The following is a 12,553-nucleotide window of genomic DNA, read 5'->3' on the forward strand; positions in this document are numbered from 1 at the left end:
GCGTGCCGGGCCGCCGACCGGACAACCACTCGAATCGCCGTCACCGGCTCGCCCAACAACCCAAACCGCTAACCGAACGGCGTTGGCGTCGTGGTCGTCCTGACCGTCGTCTTCCCAGAAACAGTAGGACGGTCCGAGGGCGCGGCTGTTCACCGTAGTTAGGGGCGGGGATCTTCCGACGATCACCTACAGGCGCGCCTGGAGGCAGGCACGCCCGACGGTGTTCACGGATCAGCAGTACGAGTCGCCGCTGGTGCGCCGGGCTTGCGTCAGCCTGCCCCCGGAAAGAAATCGCGGGCTACGGCGAAGCCGCCAAAACGGCGAGCGGCAAAGCGCACGCCATCCGGGACACACTCCGTGCCGGCTGGGCCTGGTGATGAGTTGTCGCGCCCGCAGCCGTCATACCTACGACGGGACATGACGAGGCGGAAGGATGACGTGATGAGTGGGGACACGCGGCTGGAGGAGCTGGGCGTGGGCGGTCTGGGCGAGGTCGATGAGCCGGCGTTCTCGGGGCTGGCGGAGCGGCACCGGCGGGAGCTGCACGTGCACTGCTACCGGATGCTCGGGTCGTTCGAGGACGCCGAGGACACCGTGCAGGAGACGTTCCTGCGTGCCTGGCGGCGGCGGGAGACCTTCGAGGGGCGGTCGACGTTCCGGGCCTGGCTGTACCGGATCGCCACCAACGCCTGCCTGGATCTGCTCGCCAAGTACCGCCCGGAGCCTGCGACCGGTGGCGAGGTGTTGTGGCTGCAGCCCTACCCGGACGGGCTGCTCGACGAGTTGCCCGCGGGCGGCGCGGACGAGCCGGAGACCGTCGCGGTCGCGAGGGAGACGATCGAGCTGGCGTACCTGGTCGCGGTCCAGCACCTCGCGCCGCGCCCGCGGGCCGTGCTGATCCTGCGGGACGTGCTCGGCTGGCCGGCGAAGGACGTCGCGGAGCTCCTCGGGAATTCCGTCAACTCCGTGAACAGTGCGCTGCAGCGGGCCCGTGCCGGGATGCGGGAGTACCTGCCCGCCGAGCGGCAGGACTGGACGGGCGGTGAGGGGGACGCCGGGACGCGCGAGCTGGTGCGCCGCTATACAGACGCCAGCGTGGCCACGGACGTCGACGGGCTCGCCGCGCTGCTGCGGGACGACGTGCGTTTCTCGATGCCGCCCACGCCGGGCCTGTACGTCGGGCGCGACGCGGTGGTGAACGGCTGGGTCGAGAGCGGCTTTGAAGGCTTGAAGCACCTGCGGGCCGTCCTTACCTCGGTGAACCGGCAGCCCGCCATCGCCTTCTACCTGTGGCGGAAGCGGGAGGGCGCGTACCTGCCGCTGACGATCGACGTCCTGCGCGTCACCGGCGGGGCGATCACCGAGATCGTCACGTTCCACGACGACCGGTTCCCGCAGCTCGGGCTGCCGGAGCGCCTGCCGGCGGACGGCACGGAGTAGACCCGGCACGGACGCTCGCGCGTGGTCGCGGCCGAACCCGGTGTCGAGTCCGAGGACCGGCCCGGGCTCGCCACCGGGAAGCTCCAGCTGCACCCGCCTGCGGTGGTTCCACAGCCGCGTCAGCGTGTCGCGCCTGTTCCCGGCCATGGTGCGCTTGCGGCCCTTGTCCTCCTCCGGCAGCGGCGCGTGGGCGTCTAGGAACGCAGCCCATTGGGCGTCGCTGACCTTGGTGTTGCACAGCGCCGTGACCTCGCCGGCGGTGCCGCCCTCGCGAAGGCCGGTTTACCGCCAGGGCTCTTGGCGGTACCCGGACCGGTCGGCGTACCGGTCGGCGTACGGGCTCGCGTACCCGTCCGCGTGGTTGTCCCGGTAGGCCTGGTGGCGGTGGTGCCGGACGGCGGAGCGTGAGACGCCCAGCAGCGAGGTGATGATGGCGATGCCGATCAGGAGGTAGAAGGCTGCGGTTTCCAGCTGGGTGAGCAGGTCGGTGTCGTGGAGGAACACCTGGAGGACGACGAGGACCATGAACAGTGAGGCGATCCAGGTGAAGAACTGCGAGGCTTGAGGCGTGGTCGACATCAGCAGGTGCAGCAGGCCGGTGGCGAGCAGGGTCAGGATCGCGGCCGAGACCGGGAAGGCGAACATGGCGTAGTCCGCGGCCTGGCGCAGGCCGCCGGGGCTGAGGATGGGCGCGTGGAGGATTTTGTGCAAGACCATGACGCCGATGAGCGCCACGCCTGCGGCGACGAGCGCGGTCGCCGCGCCTCCGGCCCATAGCCGGCTCGCGTCGGCGCGGGTCTGCTCGTCCCATGACATGTCGGTCGATCGCATTGTTCTCTCCTCAGGCGAGGCCGTGCCTAGAGGGTTCGGCCTCTCATCGGTTCGGAACGTCACCAGCGCGTCGAAGCGTTACGCAACGTCAACACGGTGGTAACTCACTTATCGCCCAAACGCACAGTGGCACCGGCGAACTCGACTCATGAGCCTGTGGGCCAGCGCTGGCGCCTCGTCCGGCAAGCCGATCGGGCGGTGCCCATTGCGGCGCCCCGGGGTGATCCGCCGGCCGCTGCTCGGGTTTTCGAGTCCAGTTGCGGGCGAGGCCGCCCCGGGGTTACGGGGGCAAACCCCGGGACAGCATGGATGCGAAGCGGTTCAGGGGGTGACCGCCGCACATCACCTACAGCGCCACGCGGGTCAGATTCGTTACAGGCCGGTCGTTGTTCCGTGGCTACCCACAGAGCGGAGCCGTCCGGCGGAGGGTGAACGCCAGCCGATGGCTGACCTCGCTCTGCATCGAGGCTTGCGTTCTCGGGTGTCCGTCGTAGTGGATCACGATCGCGTGGCGTTGGTGTCCTTCGTCGTCCTCCTGCGGCTCCCGATGGTTGGCCGGTCGCCAGCCACTGCTCCGTCACCGGCATGGAGAGCGGCCGACCGTTGCGCGGAGCCGTCCGTCAGTGCGGAGTTCCGGCGGTGTGCGTACGTGTGAGGTCGGCTGGTCACGGCGCCTTGCCGCCCGCCTTGCCTGAGTTGATGGCGGCGATCGCGTCGTCGACGGTCTCGGTGATCGTGAGGACCTTGGTGAGCTGAGTGGTGTGGAACACCTTGTACACGCGGTCGCTCGCGCCGGCCAGAGCCAGGGAGCCATCGCGCGAGCGCAGGCGATGCAACGTGCCGATGAGCACGCCCAGCCCGGTGGAGTCCAGGAAGACGACGCCGGACAGGTCGATCACCAGGTGCACGCGGCCCTCGTCGATCACGTTGATGAGAGTGTCGCGTAGCTTCGGTGCCGACGCTATCTCGATCCATCCGCTCACTTCGATGACTGCGATCTCGCCGACCAGATGTTGGGTGACGTCGAAATCCATGAGGATCCTCCAGCCCTCGGCGGTGAGCCTAACGGCATGATGCCTAGAACGTAACAGCTCGATGGCCGGGCGCGGCCGTGGATGTTCACCGGCTTGCTGGAGTCGGCGAGTCCACCGATCGCAGGGTGAAGGGGCGCGGGACGGTTCGAGATTCGGCGCGAGGCCGCGTACGGTGACGTGGCCGACCGGTCTGGCGGTGTAATCGGTTGAGGCACTATCAACTGCTGTGCCTCAACGCGCGATCCTCATATGAGGGAGTCTCCATCCCGGTGTCGGCCACGGCCGGGAGCGAGGGAGTCCCGCGGCGGCAGCTCGACCCAGTGACCGCTCGCCAGGTCGGAGCCGCCGGCTTGCTTGGACGCGTGGTGGCGGGCCCTGCCCTTCGAGCCCTCGATGGGCAGGGCCCGGCTTGTCGAGCCTCTGCGATGTTCATCGGTCTGCCGGGTGAGGCACCGACTTCTTGGGCTTGTGGGGCAGGTGCTTTTTCGGATTGGTCCTCGGCTTCTTCGTTGGGTGCGGGTGCCGTTGGCCATGGGCCGTACCGTGGAACGTTGCCGGCCGTCGTGAACGAGGCGGAGTGGCGCGGCGTGAGCGTGCTTCGCGGAACGCGGTGACGGCCGCGTCTTCGCCAGTCGGCTCCTCGACGCCGAACTCGGACGAGGCGGCGGCGAGAAGTTCGGCGAGTCTGGGTGGCCCGACGGGCTCTCCGCGCAGCGTCCGCTCTGCCGGCTCACGATCGAGCCGGGGTTCGTTCATCGCGGATGCCCCACATCGTTGAGAAGACGCTCGAGGCGGCGTAGCCCGCGATGCGCCGCCGTGCGTACGGTTCCGGGGCGCTTACCGACAATTCTCGCGACCGTCTTGGCATCCAGGCCGACCACGACACGAAGCACGACGATCTCCGCTTGGTCGCGTGGCAGGCACGCGATCAGACCGAGGGCGGCTTGGGTGGACAGGGTGTCCAGCGCCTGGTTCTCGGTGTTCTCAGGTGCGGGCCGTTCCGGCAGGTGGCCGTGTGGTGTGTTCTCGGTCGGGCGGCGTTGAAGGTAGCGCAGGTGGTCCAGGGCGCGATGGCGTGCGATGGTCGCTGTCCAGGCTCGGAAGCGGTCGGTGTCTCCACTGAAAGAGCCGATGTCCTTGGCGATGTGCAGCCATGCTTCCGAGGCGACGTCTTCGGCCTCCTGACCGACCAGCGTCCGAAGGTAGCGCAGGAGCCGGGGTTGGATCTGGCGGTACAGCGTGCGGAAGGCCTCTTCGTCCCCCTCCCGCGCCGCTTCCAGAGCACGGTCGAGATCGACCGGCGGTGAGGTGTCCGCTCCGCTGCTCAGCCGAGGTGTGCGGTCGAGCTCGTGTACGTGACCCATCGACGCCATGATGGGTCATTTCCGGGCAACCCGCCTGGAATTCCTTGGGCCGACCGGCGAGTGCGGATGGCCTGACGGAGCATTGGGCCTTGGCGGTCCGGCGTACGGATGAGCCGTATCGGCTGGCCACCACCGTAGCGGTAACACCGGCGAGTTCCTCGGCGCTGAAGATGTCGGTGGAGGAGTGATAGGCGCCGCACGGCGCCGGGTTCCTCATCGAGGTGCCGTGCGGTCACGGGCGCGGCAGGCCGGGGAAGCGGGGCCGGCCTGCCGTGGCCGTACATGCGGCGCCACGCAGGCCAGGGTGGCCGGTGCTTCAGCACCGCTCACCGCGACCTGTTGCCACGCGGTTCAGGGGCAGAGCCGAGTCCACGGTCTGAGGGAGTGAGGCCTGAGAGGTCTACGCCGTGAAGGTGGACACAGACAGCTACGAGCCGGCAGGGAAGTCGTCAGTGGTGGAGGCGGTGTTCGAGAACGGCGGTGAGGTGGTGCGCCTCGTGGAGGGCGGCGGCGGAGATGGCGATCGGTCGAGCGTGGTAGTGGTCGCGGGCCTGGTCGAGCTGTTGGGCGCTGTCGCGTCCGGCTTCGGCGGTGCTGAGCAGGGCTGCGGTGAGGAGGGCGAGCAGGAGTGCCGCGATGGCGGGGCGGCGTCGTGGGGTGCCGGCGAGAAGCGCGCGTACCCGGTTGCCGACGCCTGCCTTGCCGAAGCACAGCACCGCGCTGCCGGGGGAGGGCCGCCGTTTCTCTTCGTGGGCGGCGAGCGCGGCGCGGGCGAGTGCTCGGGCGGCGAGGTGCCGGTCGTCCGTGGTGGCCGCCGCGTCTTCGTCGGCCCAGCGTTCGGTGAGGTGGTGGACGGCCGCGGGGAGCGTGACCAGGATCGGGTTGGCCGCGGCGATGAGGGTGGCCAGGGTGCGGTGGCGGTGGTGGCGGTGGTTGAGGTGTGCGGTCTCGTGGGCCAGCAGCACGCGGCGTTCGTCGTCGGTGAGGGTGCGCAGCATTCCGGTGGAGATCACGATCCGGCCGCCCTGCTCGTCGCGGGTCGGGACGGCGAACGCTTCGATCTGCGGTTCGTCGATGACGACGAGGTGTCCGTCTCCGAGCCGCCGGGCTTCGCGCCGTACGTGGTGCAGCGTGCGCAGCCGGCGTGCCGTCGCGAAGGCGAGCGCGCATCCCAGCGCGGCGGTGAGCAGGAGGCGTGTTCCGGTCTTGGGCGGCATCCGGTGCGCCAGTCGTGGTCCGGCGATCGCCAGCAGCGCGGAGACCACGAAGGGCAGGTAGACGATGACGCGCATCAGGGTCCGTCTTCACCGCGGAGCAGCCGTTGCAGCAACGCCTCGTCCTCTGGGGGCAGGGAGGAGACGAAGCGGGTGAGTACGCCGGCGCGGTCGGTGCGGCGGCTCAGCAGCTCGGTCATCGCCTGGGCGGTGTGGTCGGCTTCGTTCACCGCGGGCGTGTAGATGTAGCCGCGTCCGGTCGGTTCCCGGGTGACCAGGCCTTTGCGATACAGGCGGGTGAGGGTCGACATCACGGTGGTGTAGGCGAGCCGGTGGCCGATGTGGACCTGCACGTCGGCCGGGGTCATCGGCCGGCCGGTGGCCCACAGCACCGCGAGCAACTCGTCCTCGAGCATGCCCGGCGGGCGCCGGCCGTGCGGGCTCTCTTCGGGTGTCGCGTTCATCGAGTCTCCTCATCCATGTCGGCATCATACGCATCAGCTAGTACTATCCGGCGAGTACGACTGCGATAGTAGATAGGGTCATCTCTCATCGCGGCGGAAGACCGTGCGAGCACTGACCGCTGACCCGAGTGAAAAGGCGACCACCGATTGCGGCCCACGTTCATCCTCAGCCCGCGTGTCGGACTGCCGCTGCCGAGGTCGGCCGGATACGCCCTCCAAGACCCCGCGTTCACAAGGGTCGCCACATGACTGCTCCTGACCCCGTTGAGGCCCCTGCTCGCCACTGCCTTCTTGCGTACGTCCTCGCGCCTCGGTCGCGGCCGAACCCAGTACGACTCGGAGACCGGATAGCCCATGACCACGCCGAACACCCCACCCGAAGCGCGGGCGACGCGAGTCACCGACGACGAGACCGAGGCCGCCTTCCACACGCGCCGGCTGCTGGCCTACCGCGACGACGGCCCGATCGCCGTCGGCCTGGGCCGGCTGGCCCACGGGCAGTTGCCTCCCCTGCCGCCGCTGATCGTCGCGGTCGTCGTCACGCTCGTCTTGTTGCTCGCCGGAGTCGGCGGCCAGACCAGTCTCGTACTGCTCGCCCCCGTGCTGGCGCTGTTGCCGGCCGGACCGGGCTCAACTCATCCGCACACCGGGCGGCTGGACTGGGGTGCGCCCATCGTCATCCGCCTCATCGAGTACGGATACCTCGCCACCGTGGGCTTCTCTCATGCGGTTCCCAAACCGCTGGTCTACGTGCTCCTCGGCGTCCTGGCCTTCCATCACTACGACACCGTCTACCGGACCAGGCAACGGCTGTGGCCGGCCGCCCGGGTCTTCGGCGCCGGACTCGGCTGGGACGGGCGGATGCTCATCGCGGGCATCGCCGCCATCGCGCACATCGCATCGCTGATCTACGTGGTGCTCACGGTCTACCTCGGCATACTGTTCGTCGCCGAGAGCGTCCATACCTGGATCCGCGCCGACCGGCGTGGAGTCGTGGTCGATCTCGAAGAAGAGGACGTTGCCGACGTCGCTCCGCCCGAGGTCTATGACGCATGAGGCAATGGGTCGAGGCCATGGCAGGCAGGCTCGGAGCGCCCGTTTTCCCACCGCCGCTTCCGCGAGGTGTCGGCCCGGCCCGATGATGTGCGCCGGCATCGGCCGCAGGTGCTCCGTTGGGGCGCGCCTCGATGTCGCGCCGCGTAGTTCCTTCAGGTTGGGAATGTGGTTGTACAGCGGGCCCGGGTGGCGGCCAAGCCCTCATGGGTCCCGACGACGATGAGCTCACGGATGAACAGCGTCTGGTCAGCCGCAGGCCGGATGCGCCCGGCAGCAGTGAGGCCACGAACGGCGGATAGACGAGGACGTGCACGTCAGCGACCGTCTTCTTTGCGTAGTAGCCGACGAAGCGGATGAGGGCCCCGGGCGCGGTCTTGGCGGCGGTCCAGCAGTTCGGTCATTGCGCGGTGCCCACGCGGCGAGTACTTCGTCTTCCCAAGATGCCCGGCGGGCGGCGGGGACTCGGGGATCGCATGCCTGCTATTCGAATAGTAGATACTCTCGCTGCTCACAGAGGTACAAGCCTCTATGTGATCGCCAGATCGGCGAGGCGACGGCAGGCGCGGCGAGGACCTACCCCCGCGGAGATGCCAGGCATGAAGATCACGTTTCTTCTCAAGGCCGCGCACGGTATGGGCGGCACGATCCGCGCCACCCTGACCCTCGCCAACCATCTCGCGGACCGTCACGACGTCGAGATCATCACCTTGCACCGGAAGCTGCGAAGCAGCACACTCGGCACGGCGGCGACCGGAAGCGCGGTCGGATCTCCCGCGACGACCACCCTCACCGACCGATGCGCCAGCCCGGCCACCAGCGGGATCCTGGCCAGGCCGGTCACCATCAACAACCCCAAAGCGGTGCTGCTGCCGGCCGCCGGCAGCACGGCCGAAAGCGTCAGCAGCCAGGTCGCCAGGCGCGGCGTCAGACGCTCCGCCAGCGGCCGGGCCGCCGGCCCCGCCACCACCGGAACAATGAACGGCAGGTAGACGGCGAACCGCATTACTCCTCCCGCTCCAGCCGTTCAGACGCGCGCTCCACGCCGTTTTCGAGCAGGGTCCGCAGCAACGTCGCATCACTGGTCGCAAGGTCGCTGACGAAACGCGTCAGCACCTGCTCGCGATCCGGACCGTCGGCCAGTACCTGATGCATCCGGCGCGCGGTCAACCCCGAGGCGTCGGTGACCGGCGCGTACGCGAACGCCCGTCCGGACGAGACCCGCGACAGGACCTGCTTGTCATAAAGCCGCGAAAGTGTGGTCACCACCGTGGTGTAGGCCAGGCCGCCGCCCAGGCGCTCCAGCACCTGCCCAGCGGTCAACGCCTCGGACGCCTCCTGCAACACCGTAAGGACCTCGGAGGCAAGCGCTCCATTGGGCCGTCGCCCCCCGGCCGTCCCGCCGCTGCGCGGGTTCACGGTTTGATCACCGTCGGTTCATCCTCTACAGTCGCAGCAAACTTCTACATATGCGTAGAAGAAGCGTGGTGTCCGAGTGTGTCACGCTCGGCCACCCGCCGCACCACCGCAGGCCCTGGGGCCTCCTGTCAGAACAAGGACCGTCCGCCGATGACATCGCCTGCCGCGGCTTCCGCCGATCACCTGCTCGCCCTGGACGTGCCGTCAATCGACGGCACGTGGTACCGCGGCATGACCGGCTTCGCTCAGCGCACTCCCTGGCTTCAGCCTCTGATGACCGCCTACACCACCGTCGGCGTCCTCATGCTGTGCGCTCTGCTGGTCCTCGCCTGGTGGAACGCCCGGCGTCGTGGCGACCTGGCCGCCGTCACCGCCGTCGCGTGGGCAGGGGTCGGCACTCTGGTCTGCGTCGCCGCGGCCACGGCGCTCAAGCAGGTGTTCGCCGAGAGCCGCCCCTGTCTGGCGATCGCCCATGTGACCACCGTGCAGCCCTGTCCAGGCCCGAGCGACTACGCCTTCCCCTCCAACCACACCGCCCTCGCCGCCGCGCTCGCCGCGGGCATCTGGCTGGCCAGCCGCAGACTCGGCCTGATGGCGGCGGTCTTGGCCCTGCTGGAAGGCTTCTCCCGTGTCTACCTCGGTCAGCACTACCCGCACGACGTGCTGGCCGCACTGGCTCTGGCCGCCCTCATCAGCTTCGGCGGCTGGCCGCTGACGCGCCGGCCTCTCGCGCACCTGATCCACTGGTTCGTACGCACGCCGCTCCGGTTGCTCCTCACCAGCACCCGCTGAAGCCCGGGTTCGACAGGCCCGGCCGACCCGAACCCGGCCCATCGTCGGCGCCGGCCTTGGCGCGCGCCTCCAGCACCCCGATTTCCGGCGGGCTATGACGCTTGCGAAGGATCTCGCGATCAGAGACAGGTGGCCGAATGGGGCGCGGGAAGCTCGAATCAGGAAGATTCCGAGTGTCGCGTAGACCACCGCGATCATCTGCTCGTACTCGGGTTGCCCCGGACGCCAGCGGAAACCGGCGTGCCAAAGGTTGATCATCGGGTACACGCCGGCGACAAAGATGATCCCCACCGCGATGAGGGCGATTCGAAGGCGCCGCTCCTGAGTCATCTTCGAACCTTCCGCGCAGGTCGCCGCGAGACTATCCGCGTCGCATGAGGCGTCCGATCGCCGACATCATCTCCGTCGTCATCTCGTCGCTGCGCCCTTCGGCGGTCGCCTCCTTGACGCAGTGGCGTACGTGGTCGTCGAGCAGGCCGAGGGCGACCTTGTCGAGGGCCGCCTGGATGGCGGAGATCTGCGTGAGCACGTCGATGCAGTAGCGGTCTTCGTCGACCATGTTCTGGATCCCGCGGACCTGACCTTCGACGCGGCGCAACCGGGTCTGCAGCTGGTCCTTGGTGGCGGTATAGCCGCGAGTCGGCGCGGTGGTGCTGGCAGGCGTCATGTTTCCCACTGTACCTCTACCCCCTGGGGGTATGTTACGTTCTCGTCTTGGTCGGTACCCGTAGGGGGTATCCGTACCAAGGGAGTGGACATGTGCACATGTGAGACCGGCGCCGCCTCGACGGCCACGCGGACCGAATCGACGGACCGCACCTACACGGTCACGGGCATGACCTGTCAACCGTGCGCGACAAAGGTCACCGCAGCGGTCGAGCAGGTCGACGGCGTCACTGCTGTCACCGTCGACCTGGCCGCCGGACGCATCGCGGTGGCGGGCACCGCCACCGACTCCGCGATTCGCGAGATCGCCACGATCTGACCGTTTCGGCGGTCTTCATCCGGGGCGCAGCCTGTGCGCCGCGCCCCGCGGAAGGGAATTGGGATGTCTGCTGATCCTCGGCGCTGGTGGGCACTGGTCGTGCTCGCCGGTGCCCAGTTCATGGTCATCATGGATACCTCGATCATCGGGGTGGCCCTGCCCGACATGCAGCACGCCCTGGGCTTCAGCCCGGGCGGCCTGCAGTGGGTGTTCAACGCCTACGTCGTCGCGTTCGGCGGCCTGCTACTGCTGGGTGGCCGGCTGTCGGACCTGCTCGGCGCCCGCCGCGTCTTCGCCATCGGATGGCTGGCGTTGATCGCCGGGTCGGTCGTCGCGGCGGCGGCGAACGGTCCCGCGCTGGAGGTGACCGGCCGGGCCGTCCAAGGTGTCGGAGCGGCGTTGATCGCGCCTGCGGCGATGACGCTATTGATGGTTTTGTTCGCCGGGCAGCCGAGCGAACTGCCGAAGGCGTTGGCCTTCTACGGTGCCGCCGCACCGGCCGGCGGGACCGCCGGCGTCTTCCTCGGCGGTGTCATCACCGAGTGGCTGAGCTGGCCGTACGTCTTCATCATCTACATCCCGATCGGCCTGCTGAGCCTCCTGATGACCCCAGCCCTGCTGCCGGCCGTCCCGGGCCGGAAGGCGGGTCTGGACCTGGCCGGAGCCGTCGCGGTCACCGGCGGCCTGGCGCTGGCGGTGTACGCGATCGTGCAGGCGCCCCAGCGCGGCTGGGGCACGAGCACGACGATCCTCCAGCTCGCCGGCGCGGTGGTCCTGCTGGCCGCGTTCGTGCTCATCCAGCGACTGGTACGACGGCCGCTCATGCCGCTGTCGGTCTGGCGCACGCCCAACCTCGCCGGAGCCAACGTGGCGATGACGCTGCTGGGTGCGGCATGGATCCCGATGTGGTACTTCCTCAACCTCTACCTGCAACAGGTCCTCGGATACGGCGCGTTCCCCAGCGGCGCCGCGCTGGTCCCGATGACCGCGCTGATGATGATCCTGATGGTCGGGGTGACCGGCCGGCTCATCGCCCGCTTCGGCACCAAGCCGCTCATCGTCACCGGCCTGGTCGTGCTCGCCGGCGGGCTCGGAGTACTGTCCACCGTCCGCGCGCACGGTACCTTCCTCGCCGACGTGCTACCCGGCTCACTGATCTCCGCGGTGGGCATGGCGCTCGTCTTCATCCCGGCCACCATGGCGGCGATCGGAGCCGTCCCGCCGGAGCAGGGCGGGCTGGCCTCCGGAATCGTCAACACGACCTACCAGATCGGCTCGGCGGTAGGCCTGGCCGTCATGACCGCCATCGCGACCTCAAAGGGAGCGAGCCACCTCGGCGACCCGCACTCTCTCACGAACGGATTCCAGGCCGCCTTCATCGGTGCCGGCGTCGTCGCCCTCGCCGGTGCGATCCTCGGCTTGATCTCACTTCGCATCCCACGGTCGGCACCGACACCCGACCCAGAGACCGTCAATGTCTGACCAGCAACGATCACGTAACCGGCATCACGTCGCGACGATACGCCCCGGCCGGCTGAACGGCGTCACCGATGTCCAGGTCGACCTGGCCTCCGGTCCGGTCACCGTCACCAGCGCCGCCCCTCTCGACGAGACGGCGGTACGCGAGGCGGTCGACGAGGCCGGCTACGAAGTCGTCGGCTCCTGATCGACTACGGCGGAAAGAACAGTGATGAACACACCAGCCAAGCCGAGCGTCTTCGCACTCGGGCTGGCGACGGTGTTAGGCGTGGCCTGCGGGGCCGGTCACCTGGCCGGCCCCATCAGGGCAAGCGCCGAGGCAACGAACACCCACACCGACATGGGGGAGTTCGCCTTCCGCATCCTGGGCGCGGATGGCCGCCGGGAACCGGTCACAGCCAGAGACAGCCGGACCTCACACAAACGGCGCCTGACCTCGAAGTCGCAGGTCAGGCGCCGTTTCGCATGTTGATCAAGA

Annotated in this window: 14 protein-coding genes and 1 pseudogene; 6 read left to right on the plus strand and 9 right to left on the minus strand. The window is 68.8% G+C overall.

Annotated features, from left to right (window positions below):
• The first annotated feature begins 441 nt into the window (after positions 1-441).
• Positions 442-1,440, plus strand: a complete 999-nt coding sequence (locus ABEA10_RS00585) for an RNA polymerase subunit sigma-70 (RefSeq protein ID WP_345455791.1) — start codon at positions 442-444, stop codon at positions 1,438-1,440.
• Positions 1,441-1,722: 282 nt separating this feature from the next.
• Here ABEA10_RS00585 and ABEA10_RS00590 read toward each other — a convergent pair whose 3' ends face one another.
• The 5 genes from ABEA10_RS00590 to ABEA10_RS00610 form a co-directional block, all read right to left on the minus strand.
• Positions 1,723-2,271 (minus strand): DUF6069 family protein, encoded by a 549-nt coding sequence (locus ABEA10_RS00590; protein ID WP_345455794.1) that lies wholly within the window; start codon positions 2,269-2,271, stop codon positions 1,723-1,725.
• Between the two features lie 665 nt (positions 2,272-2,936).
• The gene (locus tag ABEA10_RS00595) at positions 2,937-3,305 is read right to left on the minus strand and encodes an STAS domain-containing protein (RefSeq protein WP_345455797.1); all 369 of its coding nucleotides are present in this window, start codon (positions 3,303-3,305) and stop codon (positions 2,937-2,939) included.
• Between the two features lie 752 nt (positions 3,306-4,057).
• Positions 4,058-4,669: an RNA polymerase sigma factor gene (locus ABEA10_RS00600; protein ID WP_345455800.1), complete on the minus strand. Its 612-nt coding sequence runs from the start codon at positions 4,667-4,669 to the stop codon at positions 4,058-4,060.
• 449 nt (positions 4,670-5,118) lie between these two features.
• Positions 5,119-5,961: a M48 family metalloprotease gene (locus ABEA10_RS00605; protein WP_345455803.1), complete on the minus strand. Its 843-nt coding sequence runs from the start codon at positions 5,959-5,961 to the stop codon at positions 5,119-5,121.
• Positions 5,961-6,347 carry a BlaI/MecI/CopY family transcriptional regulator gene (locus ABEA10_RS00610; RefSeq protein ID WP_345455806.1) on the minus strand — a complete coding sequence of 129 codons (387 nt, stop codon included), beginning with the start codon at positions 6,345-6,347 and terminating at the stop codon, positions 5,961-5,963. The genes ABEA10_RS00605 and ABEA10_RS00610 overlap by 1 nt, the downstream gene beginning before the upstream one ends.
• A gap of 354 nt (positions 6,348-6,701) precedes the next feature.
• Between ABEA10_RS00610 and ABEA10_RS00615 the strand changes: the two genes are divergently transcribed.
• On the plus strand, positions 6,702-7,403 hold the full coding sequence (locus ABEA10_RS00615) for a DUF5941 domain-containing protein (RefSeq protein WP_345455809.1): 702 nt from the start codon (positions 6,702-6,704) through the stop codon (positions 7,401-7,403).
• 685 nt (positions 7,404-8,088) lie between these two features.
• On the opposite strand, the gene ABEA10_RS00620 is transcribed toward ABEA10_RS00615, so the two are convergent.
• Together ABEA10_RS00620 and ABEA10_RS00625 are read right to left on the minus strand one after the other, a co-directional pair.
• Complete coding sequence (locus tag ABEA10_RS00620) at positions 8,089-8,406, minus strand: hypothetical protein (RefSeq protein ID WP_345455812.1); 318 nt, start codon at positions 8,404-8,406, stop codon at positions 8,089-8,091.
• Positions 8,406-8,819 (minus strand): BlaI/MecI/CopY family transcriptional regulator, encoded by a 414-nt coding sequence (locus ABEA10_RS00625; RefSeq protein ID WP_345455814.1) that lies wholly within the window; start codon positions 8,817-8,819, stop codon positions 8,406-8,408. Before ABEA10_RS00625 ends, ABEA10_RS00620 begins: the two co-directional genes overlap by 1 nt.
• Positions 8,820-8,969: 150 nt before the next feature.
• Here ABEA10_RS00625 and ABEA10_RS00630 point away from each other — a divergent pair, with 150 nt between their 5' ends.
• A complete protein-coding gene (locus ABEA10_RS00630; protein ID WP_345455815.1) occupies positions 8,970-9,611 on the plus strand; it encodes a phosphatase PAP2 family protein in 642 nt (213 codons plus the stop codon).
• A gap of 120 nt (positions 9,612-9,731) precedes the next feature.
• On the opposite strand, the pseudogene ABEA10_RS50960 reads toward ABEA10_RS00630, so the two are convergent.
• Positions 9,732-9,941 (minus strand): annotated as a pseudogene (locus ABEA10_RS50960) (DUF6632 domain-containing protein); the annotation flags it as partial.
• A gap of 31 nt (positions 9,942-9,972) precedes the next feature.
• Complete coding sequence (locus ABEA10_RS00635) at positions 9,973-10,278, minus strand: metal-sensitive transcriptional regulator (protein ID WP_329240338.1); 306 nt, start codon at positions 10,276-10,278, stop codon at positions 9,973-9,975.
• A 90-nt stretch (positions 10,279-10,368) separates the two neighbouring features.
• On the opposite strand from ABEA10_RS00635, the gene ABEA10_RS00640 reads away from it, so the two are divergent.
• From ABEA10_RS00640 to ABEA10_RS00650, 3 genes are all read left to right on the plus strand, one after another.
• Positions 10,369-10,596 carry a heavy-metal-associated domain-containing protein gene (locus ABEA10_RS00640; RefSeq protein ID WP_345455822.1) on the plus strand — a complete coding sequence of 76 codons (228 nt, stop codon included), beginning with the start codon at positions 10,369-10,371 and terminating at the stop codon, positions 10,594-10,596.
• A gap of 63 nt (positions 10,597-10,659) precedes the next feature.
• Positions 10,660-12,078 (plus strand): MFS transporter, encoded by a 1,419-nt coding sequence (locus ABEA10_RS00645; protein WP_345455825.1) that lies wholly within the window; start codon positions 10,660-10,662, stop codon positions 12,076-12,078.
• Positions 12,071-12,262, plus strand: coding sequence for a heavy-metal-associated domain-containing protein (locus tag ABEA10_RS00650; protein WP_345455828.1), 192 nt, complete (start codon positions 12,071-12,073; stop codon positions 12,260-12,262). Before ABEA10_RS00645 ends, ABEA10_RS00650 begins: the two co-directional genes overlap by 8 nt.
• Positions 12,263-12,553: the final 291 nt, after the last annotated feature.

This window comes from Actinoallomurus oryzae (assembly GCF_039541955.1).
GTDB lineage: Bacteria > Actinomycetota > Actinomycetes > Streptosporangiales > Streptosporangiaceae > Actinoallomurus > Actinoallomurus oryzae.

What these genes read in the sequence shown, in the direction of transcription:
- ABEA10_RS00585 (WP_345455791.1), top strand. Translation starts at nt 442, where the DNA reads ATGAGTGGGGACACGCGGCTGGAGGAGCTGGGCGTGGGCGGTCTGGGC.
- ABEA10_RS00590 (WP_345455794.1), bottom strand. Translation starts at nt 2,271, where the DNA reads ATGCGATCGACCGACATGTCATGGGACGAGCAGACCCGCGCCGACGCG.
- ABEA10_RS00595 (WP_345455797.1), bottom strand. Translation starts at nt 3,305, where the DNA reads ATGGATTTCGACGTCACCCAACATCTGGTCGGCGAGATCGCAGTCATC.
- ABEA10_RS00600 (WP_345455800.1), bottom strand. Translation starts at nt 4,669, where the DNA reads ATGGGTCACGTACACGAGCTCGACCGCACACCTCGGCTGAGCAGCGGA.
- ABEA10_RS00605 (WP_345455803.1), bottom strand. Translation starts at nt 5,961, where the DNA reads ATGCGCGTCATCGTCTACCTGCCCTTCGTGGTCTCCGCGCTGCTGGCG.
- ABEA10_RS00610 (WP_345455806.1), bottom strand. Translation starts at nt 6,347, where the DNA reads ATGAACGCGACACCCGAAGAGAGCCCGCACGGCCGGCGCCCGCCGGGC.
- ABEA10_RS00615 (WP_345455809.1), top strand. Translation starts at nt 6,702, where the DNA reads ATGACCACGCCGAACACCCCACCCGAAGCGCGGGCGACGCGAGTCACC.
- ABEA10_RS00620 (WP_345455812.1), bottom strand. Translation starts at nt 8,406, where the DNA reads ATGCGGTTCGCCGTCTACCTGCCGTTCATTGTTCCGGTGGTGGCGGGG.
- ABEA10_RS00630 (WP_345455815.1), top strand. Translation starts at nt 8,970, where the DNA reads ATGACATCGCCTGCCGCGGCTTCCGCCGATCACCTGCTCGCCCTGGAC.
- ABEA10_RS00635 (WP_329240338.1), bottom strand. Translation starts at nt 10,278, where the DNA reads ATGACGCCTGCCAGCACCACCGCGCCGACTCGCGGCTATACCGCCACC.
- ABEA10_RS00640 (WP_345455822.1), top strand. Translation starts at nt 10,369, where the DNA reads ATGTGCACATGTGAGACCGGCGCCGCCTCGACGGCCACGCGGACCGAA.
- ABEA10_RS00645 (WP_345455825.1), top strand. Translation starts at nt 10,660, where the DNA reads ATGTCTGCTGATCCTCGGCGCTGGTGGGCACTGGTCGTGCTCGCCGGT.
- ABEA10_RS00650 (WP_345455828.1), top strand. Translation starts at nt 12,071, where the DNA reads ATGTCTGACCAGCAACGATCACGTAACCGGCATCACGTCGCGACGATA.